General features: G+C 70.5%; 21 protein-coding genes and 1 pseudogene. 6 read left to right on the top strand and 16 right to left on the bottom strand.

Translation table 11 applies throughout. From position 1 onward, the window contains the following. The 3 genes from AOK03_RS09100 to AOK03_RS09090 all read right to left on the bottom strand — a co-directional run. On the bottom strand, positions 1-736 hold a 736-nt coding region (locus AOK03_RS09100), incomplete at its 3' end, for a sugar phosphate isomerase/epimerase family protein (RefSeq protein ID WP_055564668.1). Between the two features lie 142 nt (positions 737-878). Further along, on the bottom strand, positions 879-1,382 hold the full coding sequence (locus AOK03_RS09095) for a hypothetical protein (protein WP_055564653.1): 504 nt from the start codon (positions 1,380-1,382) through the stop codon (positions 879-881). Positions 1,383-1,570: 188 nt separating this feature from the next. Beyond that, positions 1,571-2,002, bottom strand: a complete 432-nt coding sequence (locus AOK03_RS09090; RefSeq protein ID WP_055564652.1) for a nuclear transport factor 2 family protein — start codon at positions 2,000-2,002, stop codon at positions 1,571-1,573. Between the two features lie 86 nt (positions 2,003-2,088). Here AOK03_RS09090 and AOK03_RS09085 point away from each other — a divergent pair, with 86 nt between their 5' ends. Next, positions 2,089-2,661 (top strand): PadR family transcriptional regulator, encoded by a 573-nt coding sequence (locus AOK03_RS09085; RefSeq protein ID WP_055564651.1) that lies wholly within the window; start codon positions 2,089-2,091, stop codon positions 2,659-2,661. Between the two features lie 24 nt (positions 2,662-2,685). On the opposite strand, the gene AOK03_RS09080 is transcribed toward AOK03_RS09085, so the two are convergent. Next, entirely contained in the window at positions 2,686-3,627 is a 942-nt protein-coding gene (locus AOK03_RS09080; protein ID WP_055564667.1) for a fibronectin type III domain-containing protein, read from the bottom strand. Positions 3,628-3,865: 238 nt separating this feature from the next. Here AOK03_RS09080 and AOK03_RS09075 point away from each other — a divergent pair, with 238 nt between their 5' ends. Then, entirely contained in the window at positions 3,866-4,615 is a 750-nt protein-coding gene (locus AOK03_RS09075) for a glycoside hydrolase family 75 protein (protein ID WP_055564650.1), read from the top strand. Positions 4,616-4,643: 28 nt separating this feature from the next. Here AOK03_RS09075 and AOK03_RS09070 read toward each other — a convergent pair whose 3' ends face one another. The 10 genes and pseudogenes from AOK03_RS09070 to AOK03_RS09030 form a co-directional block, all read right to left on the bottom strand. Beyond that, on the bottom strand, positions 4,644-5,054 hold the full coding sequence (locus tag AOK03_RS09070; RefSeq protein ID WP_055564649.1) for a PTS-dependent dihydroxyacetone kinase phosphotransferase subunit DhaM: 411 nt from the start codon (positions 5,052-5,054) through the stop codon (positions 4,644-4,646). Beyond that, on the bottom strand, positions 5,047-5,682 hold the full coding sequence (gene dhaL / locus AOK03_RS09065; RefSeq protein ID WP_055564648.1) for a dihydroxyacetone kinase subunit DhaL: 636 nt from the start codon (positions 5,680-5,682) through the stop codon (positions 5,047-5,049). Before dhaL ends, AOK03_RS09070 begins: the two co-directional genes overlap by 8 nt. A gap of 58 nt (positions 5,683-5,740) precedes the next feature. Beyond that, positions 5,741-6,733, bottom strand: coding sequence for a dihydroxyacetone kinase subunit DhaK (dhaK, locus tag AOK03_RS09060; protein WP_055564647.1), 993 nt, complete (start codon positions 6,731-6,733; stop codon positions 5,741-5,743). A gap of 9 nt (positions 6,734-6,742) precedes the next feature. Further along, a complete protein-coding gene (locus AOK03_RS41780) occupies positions 6,743-7,366 on the bottom strand; it encodes an HNH endonuclease (protein WP_107097958.1) in 624 nt (207 codons plus the stop codon). Between the two features lie 15 nt (positions 7,367-7,381). Further along, on the bottom strand, positions 7,382-7,867 hold the full coding sequence (locus AOK03_RS09055; protein ID WP_055564646.1) for a hypothetical protein: 486 nt from the start codon (positions 7,865-7,867) through the stop codon (positions 7,382-7,384). A gap of 496 nt (positions 7,868-8,363) precedes the next feature. Further along, positions 8,364-8,729: pseudogene (locus AOK03_RS43410) on the bottom strand (DUF5994 family protein); the annotation flags it as partial. A gap of 48 nt (positions 8,730-8,777) precedes the next feature. Then, positions 8,778-9,779, bottom strand: coding sequence for an acyl-CoA desaturase (locus AOK03_RS09045; protein WP_055564645.1), 1,002 nt, complete (start codon positions 9,777-9,779; stop codon positions 8,778-8,780). Between the two features lie 86 nt (positions 9,780-9,865). Beyond that, positions 9,866-10,600 carry an SPFH domain-containing protein gene (locus tag AOK03_RS43405; protein WP_208609517.1) on the bottom strand — a complete coding sequence of 245 codons (735 nt, stop codon included), beginning with the start codon at positions 10,598-10,600 and terminating at the stop codon, positions 9,866-9,868. A gap of 206 nt (positions 10,601-10,806) precedes the next feature. Beyond that, positions 10,807-11,079, bottom strand: coding sequence for a hypothetical protein (locus tag AOK03_RS09035; protein WP_244177533.1), 273 nt, complete (start codon positions 11,077-11,079; stop codon positions 10,807-10,809). 2 nt (positions 11,080-11,081) lie between these two features. Continuing rightward, positions 11,082-11,660 carry a DUF5994 family protein gene (locus AOK03_RS09030; protein ID WP_055564644.1) on the bottom strand — a complete coding sequence of 193 codons (579 nt, stop codon included), beginning with the start codon at positions 11,658-11,660 and terminating at the stop codon, positions 11,082-11,084. A 2,055-nt stretch (positions 11,661-13,715) separates the two neighbouring features. On the opposite strand from AOK03_RS09030, the gene AOK03_RS09025 reads away from it, so the two are divergent. From AOK03_RS09025 to AOK03_RS09015, 4 genes are all read left to right on the top strand, one after another. After that, positions 13,716-14,138 (top strand): DUF5994 family protein, encoded by a 423-nt coding sequence (locus tag AOK03_RS09025; RefSeq protein ID WP_055564643.1) that lies wholly within the window; start codon positions 13,716-13,718, stop codon positions 14,136-14,138. 593 nt (positions 14,139-14,731) lie between these two features. Continuing rightward, positions 14,732-15,742, top strand: coding sequence for an SPFH domain-containing protein (locus AOK03_RS09020; protein WP_079074577.1), 1,011 nt, complete (start codon positions 14,732-14,734; stop codon positions 15,740-15,742). 419 nt (positions 15,743-16,161) lie between these two features. Continuing rightward, positions 16,162-16,290 carry a hypothetical protein gene (locus tag AOK03_RS45140; protein ID WP_425264364.1) on the top strand — a complete coding sequence of 43 codons (129 nt, stop codon included), beginning with the start codon at positions 16,162-16,164 and terminating at the stop codon, positions 16,288-16,290. 547 nt (positions 16,291-16,837) lie between these two features. Beyond that, complete coding sequence (locus tag AOK03_RS09015) at positions 16,838-17,920, top strand: fatty acid desaturase family protein (RefSeq protein ID WP_055564642.1); 1,083 nt, start codon at positions 16,838-16,840, stop codon at positions 17,918-17,920. Positions 17,921-18,517: 597 nt separating this feature from the next. On the opposite strand, the gene AOK03_RS09010 is transcribed toward AOK03_RS09015, so the two are convergent. Continuing rightward, the gene (locus AOK03_RS09010; protein ID WP_055564641.1) at positions 18,518-18,937 is read right to left on the bottom strand and encodes a hypothetical protein; all 420 of its coding nucleotides are present in this window, start codon (positions 18,935-18,937) and stop codon (positions 18,518-18,520) included. After that, a complete protein-coding gene (locus AOK03_RS09005) occupies positions 18,934-19,560 on the bottom strand; it encodes a hypothetical protein (RefSeq protein ID WP_055564640.1) in 627 nt (208 codons plus the stop codon). Before AOK03_RS09005 ends, AOK03_RS09010 begins: the two co-directional genes overlap by 4 nt. Positions 19,561-19,697: the final 137 nt, after the last annotated feature.

Raw genomic sequence — 19,697 nt, 5'->3', positions numbered from 1 at the left:
CGCCCGCGCAGGAATCGAACTCGACGATCCGCCAGGCGTCCGGCGCGGCGGCGAGGATCTCCGGAACGGGCATGGTGCCGCCGCCGACCGCGACGTTCGGGTCCTCCTTCGTGCCGGGCCCGTCCTTGAGGTGCAGGGCCCGCACGCGGTCGCCGAGGCGGCGCAGGAGCTCGGGGACCGCGGCGCCGCCGACCGCCGCCCAGTAGGTGTCGATCTCCAGGAACACGGCGGGGGCGAGCAGTTCGGCGAGCACGTCGACGGCGTGCGGGAGCCCTGCTGCTCCGTCGTGTCCGTCTGCTCCGTCGTGTCCGTCGGTTCCGACGTGGAAGCGGGGCTCGATCTCCCACCAGTGGTTGTGGTAGCCGATGCGTATGCCGTGTCCGTGGGCCACGTCGGCCAGGGAGTTGAGGCGGTCGGCGGTCCGTGCGAGGCCGTCGCGCGAGGTGAACTCCTCGGGCGGGATGCCCGCGGGGACGATCGCCAGGTCGGTGCCGAGCGTCGCCACCGCGTCGAGGACGGGGCCCGGCTCCGGGCCGAGCAGTTGCACGGCGTGCGTGCCGGACACGGTGAGCCCGAGGTCGTCGACGATCCGCCGCAGCCCCTTCGGGTCGCCGAGCACGTCGTACGGCTCCACAGCGCCGTACCCCAGACCGGCTAGGCGGCGCAGCGTCCCCTCCCGGTCGTCGACGAGCTGATCGCGGACAGTGTAGAGCTGAACGCTGAGCGGTCGTGGCATGAACGCGCCCTCCCTGTCGGCTGGGAGGACGGTAAGTCGGTTCGGTGGGGTGGGCAAGGGTGCCTCGGCATGCGACTGCCGCCCTTCCTCGGTGGTGACGGAGGGGCGGCAGTCGGTGCTGCCGTGCCGGTCGTGGTCCCGATCAGGTACGTCCGGCGGCTCCGCGACGGCGCAGGTACCAGACGCCGCCGACCGCTGCCGCGGCCACCAGGGTCCCGCCGCCGACGAGCGTGAGCGTGCCCCGGTCCTCGGAACCGCCCCCGAGCCCTCCGCGGACGCCGCGCGCGGGCGCGGTCGTCGAGGAGGTCGTCGGCGCGCTGCCGACCGTGACGGTCTGAGGTCCGACCGACGTGCCGTCCTTGCAGGAGACGAGCACGGTGTAGGAACCGGCGCCGACGTTCTGCCAAGTGGCGCTGCCGTTCACCAGCTCCGCCTGCTGGCCTCCGGCGAAGCTGGCATTGGCGGCGCCCATCAGCGACGCCGTGCCGCCGTCGGTGCACGCGGCCGTGGTGGCCCGCACGGTGGAACCGGTGGCGGTGACGGTGAGGTCGCCGCCCGCGAACGCCGAAGGAGCGGCCAGCAGAAGCGGCAGCGCGGTGGCGGTGGCGATCAGGCCGGTACGGACGCATATCTGATTGGTACGCATGAGTCTGCCCTCCGGTGACACGGGAGGCGGTACAACCCATGCGCCGCCGGAATCGGGGAACGGCCCGTGCTACCTGACGAAGAGCCAACGTGCCGCGAGCGGGGACCGCATGCGGACGGCCGCCGGGCAGGTGACGGAATCCATCGTCCGGCGCAGACGTGTCATGGCGGAGGTGTCACGGGGGAGCGTCAGTGCGGTGCGGGGACCAGGCCGTCCGCGACGAGTCCCTCGTACACCGCCTGACCGAGCGTCTGGACCGCGGACTGCGGGCGCACCATCACGGTGAACTCCTTGATCCGCCCTTCCTCGTCGAAGTGCAGCAGGTCGATGCCGTGGATCTCCTTGCCGTTCACGGTGGTGCGGAAGAGCAGCACGTCCGACTCGGCCTCGCTGCCGTCGGCGCTGGTCTGCGCCTCGCCCGCGTACGCACCCACGTACCGGAAGTCCTTGAACGTGCGCAGCAGCACGCCGAAGAGCCCGAGCACCATGGGGCGCCCTTCGAAGGGCGTGAACTTCACCGGGCTGTAGAAGCGGACGTCCGGGGTGAACAGCTCCTCCAGGGCGTCGAGATCGCCCTGCTCCACGATGGTGCGGAAGCGAGCGGCGGTGGGATGCGTCATGCGATCTCCATAGTCAAGAATCTGAGTAGTCACATTGATGACTATGATGAGGGTGCTGAACGGCGAAAGGGAAGGGGTTCCGGGAGATGGCTCTGCGGCACGCGGTGCTCGCGGCACTGCTGGACGGCGAGTACAGCGGATACCAGCTGGCCAAGGGCTTCGACATCGGCGTGGCCAACTTCTGGCACGCGCTGCCCCAGCAGCTCTACGCCGAGCTGGCCAAGCTGGAGACGGAGGGCCTGGTCGCCGGGCGGGAGGTCGTCCAGGAGGGGCGGCCCAACAAGCGGCTGTTCCACGTCACCGACGAGGGCCTCGCCGAGATGGAGCGGTTCGCCGCCCGGGCCGCGAAGCCGTCCTTCATCCGGGACGACCTGCTGGTCAAGGTGCAGGCCGTCGACGGCGTGGCCGCCGAGCCCGTCATCGAGCAGCTCACGGAGCGGGCGGCGGTCGCCGACGCGAAGATCGAGGTCCTGGAGAAGCTCCTTGTACGGCTGCGCGGCGACACCGACGAGGACGACTTCCTGCGCACCGGCGAGCGCGTCGGCCCCTATCTGACCTGTCTGCGCGGCCTCGCCTTCGAGCGGGAGTCCCGCGACTGGTGCCGACGCGCGGCGGCGCTGCTCGGCGAGCGGGCCGCCGCCGCGCACGGGCAGCCGTGATGCTCGCGTCGGGCGCGGTCCGCGTCAGCCGGTGGTGACGGTCCGCTCGGCGGAGTAGCCGCCCCAGGTCCCGTCCGGCAGCTTGGGGCGGATGCGCACCCGGTGCCGCTCCCCGTCCTTCTTACCGATGTAGAAGCTGTGCTCGGCCTTGTCCCGCGGAACCGTCCCGCCGAAGACGAGCGAGGTGGCGGTGCGGCCGTCCAGCTGGATCTGATACTCCGCCACGGCGCCGCCGGTGCGCGGCGGCGTCCACGACAGGTCGATGTAGTACGCCCCGTCGGCGCGGTGCGTGCCCGCCCGGAACCCGGTCGGCGCGGTGCCGCGCCCCGAGTCCTTGCCCGCCGCGGTGGTGACGCGGACCTCGCGGCTCGCGGGCGAGAAGTTGTCCGCGGCGTCCCGCGCCTTGACCGTGAAGGTGTAGTCCGTGCCGGGCCGCAGTCCCGTGACGAGCGTCGCGGTCTGGTTCCCGCCCACGCTGTGGATCTTCGAGCCGCCCTGGAAGACCTCGTACGAGGCCACCTTCTTGTCGTCCGACGACTTGCCCCAGGCGAGCATCGCCGCCCTGCTCCCCTCGGCCTCGCCCGTCAGGTCCGCGGGGCGGGTGGGGGGCTTGCGGTCGGCGGCGGCCGCGGCGGGCATCGTGACCGACAGCTTCTTGCTGTCCTCGCTGACGTTGCCCTCGGCGTCACGGGCCCGGACGGTGAAGCTGTAGGTGGCGGACGGCTTCAGGCCGACGACGTCCACCATCGTCTCCTGTCCCGACACCTCCTTCACCCTCTTGGCGCCGCGGTACACCTCGTACGCGGTGACCTTCGTGTCGTCGGTGGCCTGGTTCCACATGACGTGGGCGGTGGTGGCGCTGCCGGCCTGCACGGTGAGGCCGCGGGGTGCCGCCGGGGGGTTGGTGTCCCCGGCGTCGTCGCCGCCCCAGGCGCAGCCGCCCAGTGCGGCCGCGGTCGCGGCCATGACGGTCAGCAGGGCCAGCGGGGCCTGATGGGCGGACGGGCGGGGGATCCGTCGCACGGTGCTGCCTTCCACTCGACGGCATTGGTACGGACCTATTTGACACAGGTGACGAGAGCACATCAAGGGGTGCGGCGTCCGCCGTACGGACCGTGATCGGCGGAAGGGGCATACGACGGCGCACAAATTGGGATATCTGGCCTTCGAGCCGTCAGTTGTCCCCAACGAAAGGCCCCTTCTCGTGCGCAACAGAACGACGGCCCTGGTCGTCGCGGCCGGAGTCGCCCTGCTCGCCCCCGCCTGGTACTCAGCCGCGGCACAGCAGTCGCCGTCCGAACCGGACACCAAGTCACCACGCGGTACGCCGGGTTCAGTGGCCGCCGCCCGCGAGGGGGCGGTCCGCGAAGGCACGGTGCGCGCCGCCGACCTGCTGGCCGCGACCCGGAGCTGCAAGCAGATCTCGCACGGCAAGTACCGCACCGACGACGGCGCCCGCGCGGACGTCCCCGTCTGCGCCTCCCGCGGCGCTGTCCACTGGAAGGCCGACATGGACATCGACTGCGACGGCCGACGGACCAGGGCGTGCAACCGTCGCACCGACCCGCTGTTCCAGCCCACCACGGCCTTCCAGCAGTCCGACGGCCGCCACCTGAACGCGGCCCGCCTGCCCTACGTCGTCGTGCCCGGCGCGAGCCACCGCTGGAAACACGCCGAGCACGGCGTCACGGGCGGCACCGTCGCCGCCGTCGTCCACCGCGACCGGGTCCAGTACGCCGTCGTCGGCGACACCGGCCCCGCCGACCTCATCGGCGAGGCGTCGTACGCGACGGCCCGGGCCCTCGGCATCGGCCCCGACCCGCGCACGGGCGGCACGGGCGACGACGTCACGTACATCCTCTTCAAGGGCCACAAGGCACAGCCGATCGAGAGCCACCGGGCCGCGGTCGCGCGGGGCGACGCGTTGGCGCGGGAGTTCGTGCGGCGGAACTGACGGGGCCGGACCGAGTGCGCCTCCCGGCTCACACCTTCCGATAGGTGTACGCCTCCGCTGCCGCCGCCTCGACCGCGGTGAGGTCGGCGCCGGTCGACGCGGTCACCACCGCCGCCACCGCGCCCTCCACGAACGGGGCGTCCACCAGGCGTGTGCCGTCCGGGAGTTCGTCGCCCTCGGCGATCAGGGCCTTCACGGTGAGGACCGCGCTGCCGAGGTCGGTGAGGACGGCGACTCCCGCGCCGCGGTCCACCCGTGAGGCCGCCGCCGAGATCAGCTCCGCGCTGGTGCCGAGCCCGCCGTCCGCCGTCCCGCCGGCGGCGGCCACGGGCGCCGTGGTGCCGCCTCCCGCGAGCCCGGTGGCGAGCGCGGCGACCGCCTCGGCGACGGGCCCGCTGTGCGACACGAGGACGACGCCGACCAGCCGGTCATCAGCCATGGTCGCCCTCTCGCGTGCCGGTCCCCTCCGCGGCCCCAGCGGTCACTGCGAGGGCCGCGAAGAGCAGCGCCGACGACGTGGCGCCCGGATCCTGGTGCCCGATGCTGCGCTCGCCCAGGTAGCTCGCGCGGCCCTTGCGCGCCTGCAGCGGCGTGGTCGACAGGGCGCCCTGGAGCGCGGCCTCGCGGGCCGCGCCGAAGGAGTCCTCCAGCGCGTCGATGCCCGGCACGAGCGCGTCCAGCATCGTCTTGTCACCGGGCGCGGCACCGCCGAGCGCGGCCACCGCGTCGACCCCGGTGCGCAGCGCCTCGGCGAACCGCGCCTCGTCGACCTCGTGGGCGTCGCCGAGCGCCTTGCCGGTGCGGCGCAGCAGCGTGCCGTAGAGCGGCCCCGACGCGCCGCCGACCGTCGAGATCAACTGCCGTCCCGCCAGGACGAGGACGGCGCCCGGAGTGTCCGGGACCTCCTTCTCCAGGACGGCGGCGACGGCCGTGAAGCCGCGCTTCAGGTTGCTGCCGTGGTCGGCGTCGCCGATGGGCGAGTCCAGTTGCGTGAGTCGTTCCGCCTCACGGTCGACGGCCGCGGCGGTGACCGTCAGCCAGCGGCGGAAGAAGTCGGCGTCGAGCACAGGGTCTCCTTGCGTTGTGGAGGCGAAAGGAACGGCGGGCGAACGGACCCGGAGCGGGTCAGCACCCCCAACGCAGCCCGGGTGTGCGCACGGGCGCGTCCCACAACCGCAGCAGTTCCTCATCGACCTGACACAGGGTCACCGAGGCTCCCGCCATGTCCAGGGAGGTGACGTAGTTGCCGACGAGCGTGCGCGCCACGGGGACGCCCCGCTCGACCAGCACGCGCTGGACCTCGGCGTTGAAGCCGTAGAGCTCCAACAGGGGAGTGGCTCCCATGCCGTTGACGAGCAGGAGCACCGGGTTGTGCGGTTCGAGGTCCTCCAGTACGGCGTTCACGGCGAAGTCGGCGATCTCGCGGGACGTCATCATCGCGCGCCGCTCGCGCCCCGGCTCGCCGTGGATCCCCACCCCCAACTCCAGCTCACCGGGCGGCAGATCGAAGGTGGGGCTGCCCTTGGCGGGCGTACTGCACGCACTGAGCGCGACGCCGAAGCTGCGCGTGTTCTCGTTGACCTGCCGGGCGATCGCCTCGACCCGCTCCAACGGCATGCCCGCGTCGGCGGCGGCCCCCGCCAGCTTCTCCACGAAGAGCGTGGCGCCGGTGCCGCGCCGCCCGGCGGTGTAGAGGCTGTCGGTGACCGCGACGTCGTCGTTGACGAGCACCTTCGCCACCTGGATGCCCTCGTCCTCGGCGAGCTCCGCGGCCATGTCGAAGTTGAGGACGTCGCCCGTGTAGTTCTTCACGACGAACAGCACGCCCGCGCCGCTGTCCACGGCGGCCGCGGCCCGCACCATCTGGTCCGGCACGGGCGAGGTGAACACCTCTCCCGGACAGGCCGCCGACAGCATCCCCGGCCCCACGAACCCGCCGTGCAACGGCTCGTGCCCCGAGCCGCCGCCCGAGACGAGGGCGACCTTCCCCTCGACGGGAGCGTCCCTGCGGACGATCACGCGGTTCTCGACGTCGATGGTCAGCTCGGGATGAGCGGCGGCCATCCCGCGCAGCGCGTCGGCGACCACGGTCTCCGCGACGTTGATCAGCATTCTCATGGGGGTCTCCTAGGAAGGGGAGCAGGCAGGTCCCTCGCCTGTGTTTTTGCTGGTCGGAGTAGGTTCGGCCAGTGTGTGATCTTGGCGGTGCGTAGCGATCCGAAGCGGCTTCCGGCGGTGCTGTTGCTGACCTGTTGTCGGCTTTGGTGACGATCCGTCAGGCACCTCTCCTGCTCGAGCGAGTCGCGCCTGGAGTACTGCTCTCGGCAGTATCGGCCTTGCGGCGGTGAAGGTCACGTGCGAGGACTGCAGGAACGCGCCGAGCCCTGAGGCCGCAGCCATTTCGTGCGGCAGGATGCCGGTCCTTGCCTGCGTCGCGCCTTGCCGGCATGGAGTGCGCGGGGAGGGATTGCGGCTGATCCAGTGGGGGCGGTGGTCGCGAACATGGTTGCGGTCGATGTAGTGCCACCGGTGGCGTTCGAGTTCGGTGAGCAGGCGGTCCGCCACGGTGTCGACGACCGTGAGGTCGTCGGTCAGGACGTACGCTCCGCCGTCGAAGAGGACGTGGCAGTTCGGACAGAGGTACAGAAGGTTCTCCGTGAGGTCGGGACCGCCGTGCTCCCTGGCCCGGATATGAGCCGCTTCGCTGTAGCGATGGCGGGGCGAGGGCAGGACCAGGGGGGTGGCACAGATCTGGCAGGAGTCGCGTTACCACCGCCTGAGCTTGCGGACGGCGTTCTCGCTGTTCTGCGAACGGCTCCCATGGGTGTCTTCGTGGCGGGACCGCCGTTCGGGGTTGTCCGAAGGGGCGGGAGAGGCTTTGTCTTCTGACGTCGACATGCCGCGAAAGGTGTCGTCCACGTCCTTGATGACCTGATCCACCGTGTCGCGGTCCATGGCGACAAGACAGCAGGTGTCGCGAACGGTGCGGCGGGCGAGGGACCATGCCGCCTCGATGCGGGCGCTGTTGATGGCGGCGCGTTCGGCAGCGGCGCGTGTCGTGCACGGCGAGCCGGTCGGGAGAAACGCTGAGGTGCCCGTACCGACGTTTTCCCTACGGCGGGTGGCATGAACTGCCGCGCTGTACATCTTGTCGTTGGTGGCGTTGTGGTGGGTCGTCAGTGGAGCAGGCTCTCCGAGGCGGCGGCGTAGGACATCGACGATCCGGGACTGGTCTGGCGCCTCGTCGTGCACGCGGGACATCCAGACTGTCAGCGGGGCACTCGGCCAGGAGACGATCGAGACCGCGGGGGAGACGGCTGTGGACCATCAGCTGGCAGCCCCCGCATAGAGGTCTGTCGGGTTCAACCCTGCCTAGGCTGCTTCGGCTGCCGCCATCTGCCCGAGGGGTCCTCGCAGAATGACGTCGTCCAAGGCGCTTCCTCGTCGTCGTGCGGCGTTGTCAGGAGGGCTGACCCTGCCCCATGCCTCTGACAACGGCCGAAGGAGGAGGCGATGCGACGAAGCACAGCCGCCCACGGAGAGCCACTGGGCCATCAGCGCCTGTGCGAGGGGGCAAGGTGCCGTGACGGTCGACCTGTTCTCGATGACCCATCATGTCGAGTGCGTGGCAATCCTCGAGTCCGTCGAAAAGAGCCGCTGACCCGTCGTTTCGCCCGGTGCCCATGATGTGCGCCGGGGCGTTGCTGACGCCTGAGGGCGGTTCCTGGGGGCGGGCGCCCCGGTTGACCTATGGGGCGAGCGCCCGCTCCGGGGAGAGGTCTGGCCGGGAGGGGCCCTCGGGGGTGTCGGCGGTGGTCATCAGGCGCAGGGCCTCGGGCGTGGCGGTGCGGGGTGGGATGACCAGCAGGTCCCACCTGCCTTTGCCGGGTGCGACGAGGCAGATCGTGTTCGGCGTGTGCCGGGTGGTGAAGCGGTGCAGCTGGTTGACGTGGTTGACGATGAGGATCCGGCAGGGGAAGGCGGACCACATGGTGTCGTTCATGGTCACGTGGGCCATCTGGGAGCAGTTGTACGGCAATACGCGGATCAGGAGCGGAAGTTCGGCGGTCAGGTCGTCGGAGCGGGGCCACCAGACGCCGTCGATGGGCTGTGGGCCGCTTCTTCTCGGTGGGTGGTTCCTCCAGTGCGGGGGTGTGAGACTTCAGGCGCGGCGGGTGGCGATGCGGTCGGGGGTGGGCCAGTGCACGTCGTGTGCCCAGCCGAGGCGTTCGAGGAGGCGGATGACGGCGGCGGAGGGGTCGATCTGTCCGCGGCCCACGCCGTGGCGGGCGCTGGTGGGGTCCGCGTGGTGGAGGTTGTGCCAGCTCTCACCGAAGGAGAGCAGGGCCAGGGGCCACAGGTTGGTGGCCCGGTCGTGGCGCCGGGTGCGGAACGGGCGCCGCCCGATCACATGGCACAGCGAGTTGACGCTCCAGGTCACGTGGTGGAGCAGCGCGATGCGGACGAGGCCCGCCCAGAGAAGGGCCGTTACGGCGCGTTGCCAGGTGCCTCCGATGGCCCAGCCCGCGGCGAACGGAAGCGCCAGCGTGAGGACGCACAGGGCGGGGAAGGCCCGGGTGACCGCACGGATGCCGGGGTCGGCCAGTAGGTCGGGCGCGTAACGGGCAGCGGGCGTACGGTCGTTGCTGAAGAGCCAGCCGATGTGGGCGTGGGCGAGCCCGCGCAGCTGACCTCTCAGATGCGTGCCGTAGCGGTAAGGGGAGTGCGGGTCACCGGGACGGTCGGTGAAGGCGTGGTGGCGGCGGTGTGTCGCGACCCAGCCGGTGACGTCCCCCTGGAAGCTCATCGAGCCCGCTACGGCGAGCGCGATGCGCACGGGGCGGATGGCCTTGTAGCTGCCGTGGGTGAGGCCGCGGTGGAAGCCGACGGTCACGCCCAGGCCCGTGACCGTGTAGAGGCCGAGGGCGAGCAGCACGTCGGCGGGGTGGATGAGGCGTCCCCACAGCAGCCACCCGGCAAGGCCGAGAGCGAGGAAAGGCACCACGACGATCGCGGCGGTCACCGCCACGTACAGCCGCTCGCCGCCGGTACGCGGCGGCACTGGTTCATCTGCGGGAAAGGGGGCTGTTCCGTCGTACGCGGGGCGAGGGCGCGCCTCGTCCGGCACAGAGGTCGCTGATCGGGGGGTGGAACGGGCGGACATTCAGGGCTCCTTGGCCTCGGTGGGGCGCTGTGGGCGGCGCTGCCGGGGTCCGGGGCTGCGGAGCGGGATTCATTCGTGATCCGGGGTCAGGACACTTCCTCGTCGTGCGTACGCCGTGCGTGCGAGTCGCTCGCCGCCGGCCAGGTGCGGGCAGCGGGCGGCGAGGTCGTTTCGCGTGCCGTGTCCACGGTCAACTGGGGACGGGTGCCGCCGCCGTCCGACGGGTAGCTGTGGGGCTCGTCCGTGACGAAGACCTGGTGCAGCAGCCGGGCGACGCGCTGGGCCGTGTCGGGGTGGGCCGCGGCGATGCGGATCTGGGCGAACTCCTCCTTGGGCCAGTACGTTTCACCGATGCCCGCGGGCGGAACCGTTGTGGGGTCGCTCATGGGGCCTGCTCTCTGCCGGTCGATGTCGGGACGGGCTGTGGGGTCGCGCCGGGCTGTGGTTCGGCCGTGGTTCGCGACCGGGTTCGGCGGTCCCGGTCTGCGACGGGGCGGGTACCCCCGTGGCGGCGATGCATTCCTTGTGGAGGGGAAGGCGCCCGGTTCGCCGATGGTGCTCATCAGCGGGGCGGGAGGACGAGTGGTTTTCTTGTCGGCATCGTTCTCCACGAGGCCCTGCAGAGTGCCGAGTTGGAGGGACACAGGGCGGGCCGTCATGATGTCCGAGGCATCCCCGAGCGCTGCCGCGACGAGCGATTCGCCTTCCGCGTTGATGGACTTCGCCCTCTCCTCGCGCTCCGCCTCGGCCTGGCGGGCCATAGCGCCCTTCACGCTGTCGGGCAGCTGGATGTCCTTGAGCTCGACGAGGGTGACTTCCACGCCCCGCTCGGTGGTGGCGACGTCAAGGTCGCGCGGATGTCGAGGTTGCTGCGGTCGGCCTCCGACAGCGTCTCGGCCAGGGGGCGCCGACCGACGATGACGACGAGTGAGAGAGACCAGAAGCTGCACGTGCGCTCCCCACCCGAAGGCGCCGCGCATTCAATTACGCGCCTTGGAAGGGGCGTTGGTGTCGATTGCGCTCCGGTTCAGCGTCGTGCGCGCGCCCGCTGGATCCGGCGCCGAGGGCGCAGCCGTCCGCGGCCCCCGTCGCGATGGTCGCGGCGTTCGGGAACGGCGGGTGGCCCGGGCAGGCCCGGGACCGGTCGCGTGGCGCTGCCCCGAGCGCCCCGGCCGCCGGGCAGGAACCGGCCCGAGCGGGGCGGCGCCATCTGACCGGCAAGCAGGGCGTTGAGCCGCTGGATCACGTACGCCACGCCCATGATCAGGATGACGCTGATGGTCAGGGCTGTGTCCGTCACGGTCACCGCCCCGTTCCGGGACGGCCGGCCACGGACACGGGGGCGGAGTGGGTCGAGGACGCACCGCCCTCGTACTCCCACGACTCCTCGGGATCCTGTGCCCGGTCGGCGCACGCGTCCCCGTGCCGGGATTCCTCCGCGGCCATCAGCGCGCTCGCGGTCAGCGCCGGGCCTGCGGGGTCGCTCGCGGCGGCCATCAGCCGTGCGGCCGCGTCGGCGCCGGTGCCGGGTGGGATCACCAAGAGGTCCCAGCGGCCGACGGTGTAGGAGAGCAGCAGGACCTTGTGCGGGTCGAGCTCCGTCGTGAACCAGCCGACCTTCACCACGTGCCCGTGGACGGGCACCTTGCGCGGGATGACGGGCCAGTGGGTGGGATTGACGGCGATGCGGGTGATGCGCCCCCAGTGCGAGTCCAACACGTCGGTCAGATCGGGCAGTTCCCGCAGCAGGTCGCGGGAGCGGGGCCACCAAGCGCCGTCCAGCAGGCCACGGGGCGCCCCCGGAGCTTTCAGCGAGAGGCGGACGGCGGGGGCCGCAGGTCGGGTGGGAAGCGGTGGAAGAAGGCTGATGGTCGCGGACATGGCGCGAACCCGTCTCCAGGCGACTGTCCGTGGACGGCGGCCCGGCATCTTTGCTCACCGAGAACGACGTCAGCATGGAAGCCAGTGTGCGAAATGCTCTCGATACCTCCAGGGTACTCCTGGTCCGGGCTCAACGGGCCAGGTGGAGCAACCGAGTTCACACACTCCGCTCCCGGGGCGTGTGTCACTACTCCTCCCAGGCGTCACATGACCGCGGAACGCGTGGACACCGGGCGCCTTCGGCGGGGTGTCGGCAGCGGGGTCGCGGGAGTACCCCGCATCTGTCGGGAGGACGGAGGCTGGTACCGCGGTTGTCGGCGATACGGCCCCAGCTGGGCTTCGATGATGCCGCGCCGACCCGGGGACCGGGAGCCAGAGGCCGATGGACGGCGGCGGTGCTCACATCACCGGCTGACTCATCTGCCTCGTACGCCGTGTGGGGCGGGTACCCGCTGCCGTGAAGGGCGTACGACCGGATCATTCGGGGCGCCCGTACATCGGGGACCTCGCCCTGCGAGTGTGGGTGATCATGCGGAGCTCGCGTCCAACGTCGTGCGTTGGCGGTTGGGTGCCTGGTCGCCCTGTGGACAAGTGCTGGCCTGCTTGGCGGCCGGCACCACGATCAGGTGACTACCGTGGGCGTGCCCGTAAGTCGGTACCGCTGCGGACGTCGCGCAGGCACCGCCTTCGTACCCCCGGCCTCGTCCGGATCGAGCGGTGCGTAGGCCGTCGGGACTGTGTGCCCGGCTCGGTCCGCGGCGAAGAGCGAACTTCACCTCGGCCTCGGGCAGGATGGCGAGCAGATCTCACCGCCCGGTGCCGTAGGTAGAGCAGTAGCTAGCAGTTCAGGACCGACCAACCCGCCGTCGGGTATCGGCCGTTGGCGGCCACCGCACCACAGAGATGCGCAGGAACGGCCGTCCCGAGCGGCAGGAGTACGCTGACAACGTCGAGGGCACGTCGTACTCCGGCGTTCGGACCAGTCTGGTCCTCGTTTCGGCCCCTCAGGAACGGGCGCTCGACTCACGCTGGGCCCCTCGTGCGCCGCCGGTCCGCTCGGCTCCAGCAGACCGCCCACCGATCGTGTCCACCAGAGCGAGATCGCCCGATGGCCCCGCTGACCACTCTCCACGTCCCAGCCAGTCCAAGCGCCCGCACCCACCGTCCGTGCGACTCGCATCCGCTCTCAGCGATGCCGTGACGCACTCATCGTCGAAGAGGCGCAGACCGGGGCCCCGGCCGCACTGTCGTCAACGAGATCAAGGACCGCGCACGTCTCTCACTCGATCCGGCCGTCCGGCTGCTGTGGGGCGCCTGTTCCATCCCCTCGATGTCCTGATCGCCGCGGTGCTCTACACCGTCACGGGCCTCGGCGTCGCCATCCTTCTCCGAGCTCTCGGCTTCGCTCGAACAGGGAGACCCCATTCGCCATCACGCCTCCACCGACCGGCCGGGCGATCCTCGCTCTCCGTATCGCTACGGCACCCCTGTACGTGGCCAGTTGCGCGGACCGGTGGATGCCCATGTCGGCTGGCCGTTCCGCAACGACCGCACGCCCGCGGCGAGTTACGCTCCCGATCTGCTGGCCGACCGTGACATCCGGACCGTGTCCCGGGCCCTCCCGGCCCTGTGTGCTCATCCTCACCCTGCCCTTCGCCGCGGGGTGGCTGATCGGCGGCAGCTGGGTGTCCGCCCTGACCGCCCTGCTGTGGGCGGGACTTGTCCGTGTCGCCCTGCTCCACCACGTCACGTGGGGCGGGAGCTCCCTCTGCCATGTGATCGGTGAGCGGCCGTTCCGTACCCGTCGTCACGGCCGTGCCACCAACCTGTGGCCCCTGGCCCTGCTCTCGTTCGGCGAGAGCCGGCACAACCTGCACCGTGCCTTCCCGCCTGCGCCCGGCACGGCGTCGACCGCGGCCAGCTCTCCCGTCCGCTGCCGTGGTCCGCTTCTTCGAACGCCTCGGCTGGGGCTGGGACGTGCGCTGCCCCACCCCGGACCGTCTCGCCGCCCGCCGCGCGTGAACACGAGCGACCGCATCCCGTTCAGGAGTTGTCATGACACTTGCCCCGCCGCCCCCGCTCTCCTCGTTGTCCGCTGTCCGCCTGCGTCTGGTGTCCCAGCCGGCACAGGGCCACATGCCTCGGCGCATCGACGGCGCCTGGTGGCCCCACTCGCTCGATCTGGTGTGCGAACTGCCCAGGCTGCTGGCCGTACTGCCGCACGCCTGGGGACAGGTCACCAGCGTTCTCGTGGACGAGGCCGTATGGTCCCCGTTCCCGGGTCGACTGCTCGTCGCCCATCAGGTCGTACGCCTGCGCCGCACGACCACCCAGCACTCCCCGTCCACCGTCTGTCTGCTGGCGCCCGGCTGTGGCCGGTGGGACCTACGGGTGGTGCCGCCTGCCGCCACGGACGCGGAGGTCAGGCGGCTGATGGAGAGTATGGCCACTGCTTTGTGGGACAGCGTGGGGTTGTGAGCCGTAGTTCTTTGAGGGTGGCTTTCGGTCCACCCCCGGGTCCGCGGCACCCGGGCGCGGGCCTGGGGGTGTTGTCGCCGAACCCGGCTGGGCAGGCTGCACGTGCCCGGTCCGGGACCGGCCGCACTGCCGGGACGGGGAGTCCGCTTGGCCGGTCGACGGAGTACGCTGGTGTTACCGAGGGTATTTCGTGCACCGGCTTCCATGCCGTTGTCGCTTTCGGTGATCTGACCTCGCCGAGCCGACTCCGGTCGGTCCGGAGAGGGGTTCGCTTCACACCTCGCGCGTGGACCGGCTGATGGTGGACGCGGCGCGCCTGCGCACGGTGTCGCAGGCCGATCCGACCGTTTGTGTTCCGCCGACGGCGAGGTGACGGGGGCGTTCGACGTCGCGTGGTGGCCTCGCTGCCGACCGGACCGGCGCATCACGGAGTCGTCCTGGCTGAAGCGGGCGGCACGCCGGGTCGCCACAGACTCGACAGCAGCCCGAGACCCCGGCCGCATCTCAGACGACAGGCTGGGGCTCTCCCGTGCCGTGTGCTTCACGGGCCGCTCGGGTCCGGGACCGTCATCGACGTAAGGAAAGTGAGAACCATGGGTGTTCTGATCACCGTGCTGGCGGTGTGCGCCGTGGCCGGGCTGGTCCTGCTCGCCCTGAGCCTGCACAACGTTCAGCAGTACGAGAAGGGCGTGGTCTTCCGCTTCGGGCGGCTGCTGCCGGACATCCGCGGGCCGGGCCTGCGTGTCATCCGGCCGATCGGGGACCGGATGCGGAAGGTGTCCGTACAGACCGAGGTCCTGGGCATCCCGCCGCAGGGGTCCATTACGGCCGACAACGTGACGCTCACCGTCGACGCGGTCGTCTACTTCAAGGTCATCGACCCCGTGAAGGCCCTGGTGAACGTGCGCGACTATCCTGCCGCCGTCTCCCAGATCGCCCAGACGTCGCTCCGCTCGGTCATCGGCAGGGCCGACCTGGACACGCTGCTCTCCGACCGTGACCACATCAACGCGGAACTCAAGAAGGTGATGGACGCCCCCACTGAGGAACCCTGGGGGCTGCGCATCGAGCGCGTCGAGATCAAGGACATCGCCCTTCCGGAATCGATGATGCGCTCGATGTCGAAGCAGGCCGAGGCCGAGCGGGAACGCCGCGCGCGGGTCATCGCCGCCGACGGAGAGTTCCAGGCGTCCCAGCGGCTGACCGATGCCGCCGCGACCATGGCCGACACCCCCGGAGCACTCCAACTGCGCCTGTTGCAGACCGTGGTGGACGTCTCAGCCGAGAAGAACAGCACCCTCGTGATGCCGTTCCCCGTGGAGATGCTCCGCTTTTTCGAACATCAGAGCCGCGAGGGTGGGCACAGCAGTGCCGAGTCCGACGGGCGGCTCGTGCGCCGGCGCGACAGGCACGCCGCGCTCTCCGCAGGGGCCGTGATCCCGGAGCCCGCCATCCCCGCACCGGCCCCCGCGCGGTCGGCCTCTCTGCATGAAGAGCTGGCCGGCAGCCGTGAGGAGGTGGCCGTCAGCCGTGAGGAGGTGGCCCAGGAGCGGCGGGACAACTGGCCGACGCGGCGTGACGCCGAGGAAGCCTTGAGCGGTTGACCGTTCGGGGCCGGCCGGGGTGGCGCGATCGTCCGACGCGCGTTTGGCAGACAACCTGCCGTGCCGTCAGGTGTGGCGGCGTCGCTCCTGTTGCCGGGCCGACCTGGGAACAGGAGCGGTTTTCCTGTGCTCGATGAGAGCCCTGCGCGGAGCGGAGTTGCGGTCGCTTCATGCAGCGGTCGGGCAGCGCGGAATCGGCGCCGCCTTCCGGCCATTTCCACCCGGTCTATCCGGACGTGCCCTCGCAGCCCACTGCGCCGTGCGGATACGCGCTCGCCGGATTCCGCAGCTCGCGTGTGGCGGGATGCGCCTCCTGGCCGCGCGTCGATTCGCGCAGTCGTGGTTTCGTAGCTTCAGCCGGGCCCGGGACGACTCGACGTACGCAGCTCCTCGTGCTGTGAGACGAGAGGACTCCGTGGATGCCTGCCGTACCGGCTCTCGTACGTGGATTGCTGACCGCCGTCTCCCGGCTGACCAGTCCGCTCACCCCGGACGACTATCTCGGACTGGTGCCCCCCTCGATGCCCGCTTCCCGGTGGGGCGGGTGACAGCGGTGAGCCCGGAGACCGCGGACGCCGCCACGCTCACCCTCCGGCCCGGCCGGGGGCATTGGCGCACGTACTCCCTCACTTCGGTGCCAGGTCGAGAGGACGGGTTCCTGACGATCACCGTCAAGGCGGTGCCCGACGGCACGGTGTCGCCGCGGCCGGCCCATCGGACCCTTCCGGACACTGTCCTTCGACTCTGCCCGACACAAGGGGAATTCGCTCCTCCGGACCAACCTCCGCCCCGCATCCTGATGGTCACCGCAGGCAGCGGCTGCCGGGTGCTGTTCACGCGCACCGGTGCTGAGAGCACGGCGGACGCCACGACCCCGCTGCTCGTCGTAGGCGAGTCGGCGGGTGTGGCGATGCCGTACGGATGCCGACGCGGCATCTGCTTCGGCTGCCTCACCCCCCCTGACGTACGGCCGCGTACGCGACCTGCGTACCGGTGAAGTCCACGAACGGACCGGCCAGATGATCCAGACCTGTGTCTCGGCGGCGGTGGGACCGCTGGCCCTTGACGCCTAGCCACCAAGGAGTCCCCGTGACTGTGACCCCGCTCGATTCCACCGAGACGACCCCCGGAAAGCACCTCGGCAAGGATCTCTGCGAGGAATTCGGTGCGGAGCTCGACCGCATCCGCTCCGAGGTCCTCGCCGCACGCGGCGCCGACGACGCCCGTTACATCCGTACCGTGATCGCCACCCAGCGCGGCCTGGAGGCGGGAGGCCGGACAGCTCTGGCCGTCTCGCTGTTCCCGCCCGCCTGGGCGGCGGGCACGGCCATGCTCTCCATCGCCAAGATCCTGGAGAACATGGAGCTGGGCCACAACATCCTGCACGGCCAGTGGGACTGGATGGGCGACCCGGCCATCCACTCGACCACCTGGGAGTGGGACTTCCTCACCCCCGCCGAGGCATGGAAACACACCCATAACCACCTGCATCACACCTGGACCAACGTCGTCGACCGCGACCGAGACCTCGGATACATCGTCTTCCGGATGAGTGCCGACCAGCGCTGGCGCCCGCGCCATCTCGCCCAGCCGCTCTACAACCTCGTCCTCGCCCCGTTCTTCGAGTGGGGCATCGCGCTGTACGACCTGGAGCCCGATGCCGTCGCCGCGGGACGCAAGACATGGCGCTCCTTCGCGGCCGACCTGAGCGGGTTCCTCTCCAAGGCAACCCGCCAACTCGCCAAGGACTATGTCCTCTTCCCGCTTCTCGCCGGGCCATCCGCCCTGCCGTGCCTGCTCGGCAACCTCACCGCCAACACCGTGCGCAACCTGTGGACCAACACCATCATCTTCTGCGGCCACTTCCCCGGCGACGTCCAGACCTTCACCGAGGAGCACATAGAGGGCGAGACGCGTGGACAGTGGTACCTGCGGCAGATCCAGGGCTCGGCCAACATCGAGGGCGGCCCGCTCTTCCACATCCTCAGCGGCAACCTCGGCCACCAGATCGAGCACCACGCCTTCCCCGACCTGCCCAGCAACCGCTACGCAGACATCGCCCCGCGCGTGCGGGAACTCTGCGAGAAGTACGGCATTCGTTACGTCACCGGGCCGCTGTGGCGACAGTACGGCTCCACCTGGGGGCGCATCCTGCGCTTCGCCGTACCGGGGAAATGACGTCCATGGACGGCACCCAGGTGTTCACTTGGGGAGTGAACCATGGTCACCCTACGCCGCGCGAGGAGACGACGTTGGAGCGGGCTCAGGTCGGGCGGGGTGGACGGATCGCGGGGGCCTGCGGGGCCGGAGTCCAGTCGAAGAACAAGGCCACCGGCGAACTCCTGGGGGTGCCGTCGGCACAGTTCGGCGCGGTGGTGATGACGATGCCAAGCGGTACGGGCAAGACAACCTGGACCGCCCTCCCGGGCGGCGACGGTGTGATTGAGCAGCTGGTGAGCCACGATCTGAGGATCGAGGTGGAGGAACCCCTGATGCCCCCCGCGGTTCCTCATCGCGGCCACGGTCCAAGAAGGAGCCTCCTGCGGTACCCGCTAGAGCATGAAGCCGGTGGCGCTGCGCGTGGGACAAGCCCGGCCGACGGGAAATCCTCCGAGCAGCGTCCACCATGTCGTGCTCGGTGCGTCGCCGGGCGTCAATCAGACCGAGCCGACTCCAGGGCACAGCCGCCGCATGTCAACCGGTGCGGGCTTGCGCACCGAGTTCCTGCGGCGGCTGTGCTTCCTGCGTGGTGGCAGCTTCACTGACCGGCGGGCGCTACATGCGCAGCAGCAACTCTGTGGTCTCCTTGTACTGCCTGAGCGCGAGCCGTAATTCCTCCGTCTGCGCTTCAGTGTCCTGGCCCCGCCAGCCTGCACGCAGGACACGGTGCCGCTCGGTGAGGGTCGCGGTCAGCTGGGTGACGGCTTCGTCGAAGACGCCGTCGGCCTCCTCCAGCGCCTGTCGTGGGCTCTCCACGAAGGTGTTGAGGGCATGCTGGAGCCGCAGGGTGAGCTTGTCCCGATCGCTTTGGGGGAGAAGCACGAGGCTTGGGGTGTGGTCGGGATCGGTGGTGCTGATGACCGGCTGACCGGGTGTGCGAGCCGGTTCGGAGCGGGGCAACTGCGAGGCATGCTGCTCGGCGAGGTTCGGCCTATCGGCCCGGGGCTGTTGTGCGCGTTCCTGGTCGTACATCATCGTGTGCCAGTTCCCTTCGCGTGGCGCCGGGTCTGTGTCCGCGGTGTGCGGCTGCGGGCGCCGGGGGATCGCGGACGACGCCGGCGTGAGCCCGCCGACTGATCGGTGACCAACGCCTCGAAGAGGGGGCGGGCTTCGATCATGGCCTCCCGCATCTCCTCGGTGCCGCACTGGCCGCGGGCGGCCGTGTGCAGGCTGCGGTAGCCGTGGACGTAGTGAGCGTGGTGGACGGAGAGCGCGGCGAGCTGCTCCTCGAACTGGTCGCCGTCGGGATAGCCACGGTCCTCTGCCAGCCGTGCGAGGAGCGCGTCGGCTTCGGCGACAGCCTTGGGCGGTGACTCGACGAACTGCTCCTGACAATCAGCCCATTGGGCCGCGTAGTGTGCGCGGACCTCGGGTGGCAGCGTCTGCTCGTGGAGCGAAAGGTGATGCTTGACGCGTTCGCTGAGTTCCTGCTCGGCCGCTTTCACGTCACCGTCGTGGCGGTCGACGGACTGCTGATACTCGGGGCCGAACCGCCGCTGCAGGCTGCGCCTGCCACCGCCGGGAGCCCGGGTGCGTCCGATGAAGAGGAGGGTGCCCGCCGCGATGACCACCACGGCGATGACCACGACGGTGATCATGGCTGCCCGCTGCGGCTCGGGCCTCGTACGCTGCTGTGCTTCATTTCTCTCAACCTCTTTTGGTCTCTTTTAAGTTGTGTGTCCTGCTGGTGCCTGCCGAGTGGCGTCCACGCGCCGTCAGCGCCACCCGGGGCGTT

This window comes from Streptomyces atriruber (assembly GCF_001418325.1).
Taxonomy (GTDB): Bacteria; Actinomycetota; Actinomycetes; order Streptomycetales; family Streptomycetaceae; genus Streptomyces; species Streptomyces atriruber.
This window is presented reverse-complemented; position numbering and strand designations above follow the sequence as displayed.

Bases quoted from the DNA above. Each gene is read 5' to 3' on its own strand.
- dhaK (WP_055564647.1), bottom strand. From the start codon at position 6,733: ATGAGAATGCTGATCAACGTCGCGGAGACCGTGGTCGCCGACGCGCTG.
- AOK03_RS09020 (WP_079074577.1), top strand. From the start codon at position 14,732: ATGGGTGTTCTGATCACCGTGCTGGCGGTGTGCGCCGTGGCCGGGCTG.
- AOK03_RS09095 (WP_055564653.1), bottom strand. From the start codon at position 1,382: ATGCGTACCAATCAGATATGCGTCCGTACCGGCCTGATCGCCACCGCC.
- AOK03_RS09090 (WP_055564652.1), bottom strand. From the start codon at position 2,002: ATGACGCATCCCACCGCCGCTCGCTTCCGCACCATCGTGGAGCAGGGC.
- AOK03_RS45140 (WP_425264364.1), top strand. From the start codon at position 16,162: ATGCCTGCCGTACCGGCTCTCGTACGTGGATTGCTGACCGCCGTCTCC.
- AOK03_RS09005 (WP_055564640.1), bottom strand. From the start codon at position 19,560: ATGATCACCGTCGTGGTCATCGCCGTGGTGGTCATCGCGGCGGGCACC.
- AOK03_RS09010 (WP_055564641.1), bottom strand. From the start codon at position 18,937: ATGATGTACGACCAGGAACGCGCACAACAGCCCCGGGCCGATAGGCCG.
- AOK03_RS09080 (WP_055564667.1), bottom strand. From the start codon at position 3,627: ATGGCCGCGACCGCGGCCGCACTGGGCGGCTGCGCCTGGGGCGGCGAC.
- AOK03_RS09070 (WP_055564649.1), bottom strand. From the start codon at position 5,054: ATGGCTGATGACCGGCTGGTCGGCGTCGTCCTCGTGTCGCACAGCGGG.
- AOK03_RS09085 (WP_055564651.1), top strand. From the start codon at position 2,089: ATGGCTCTGCGGCACGCGGTGCTCGCGGCACTGCTGGACGGCGAGTAC.
- AOK03_RS09030 (WP_055564644.1), bottom strand. From the start codon at position 11,660: ATGTCCGCGACCATCAGCCTTCTTCCACCGCTTCCCACCCGACCTGCG.
- AOK03_RS09045 (WP_055564645.1), bottom strand. From the start codon at position 9,779: ATGTCCGCCCGTTCCACCCCCCGATCAGCGACCTCTGTGCCGGACGAG.
- AOK03_RS09025 (WP_055564643.1), top strand. From the start codon at position 13,716: ATGACACTTGCCCCGCCGCCCCCGCTCTCCTCGTTGTCCGCTGTCCGC.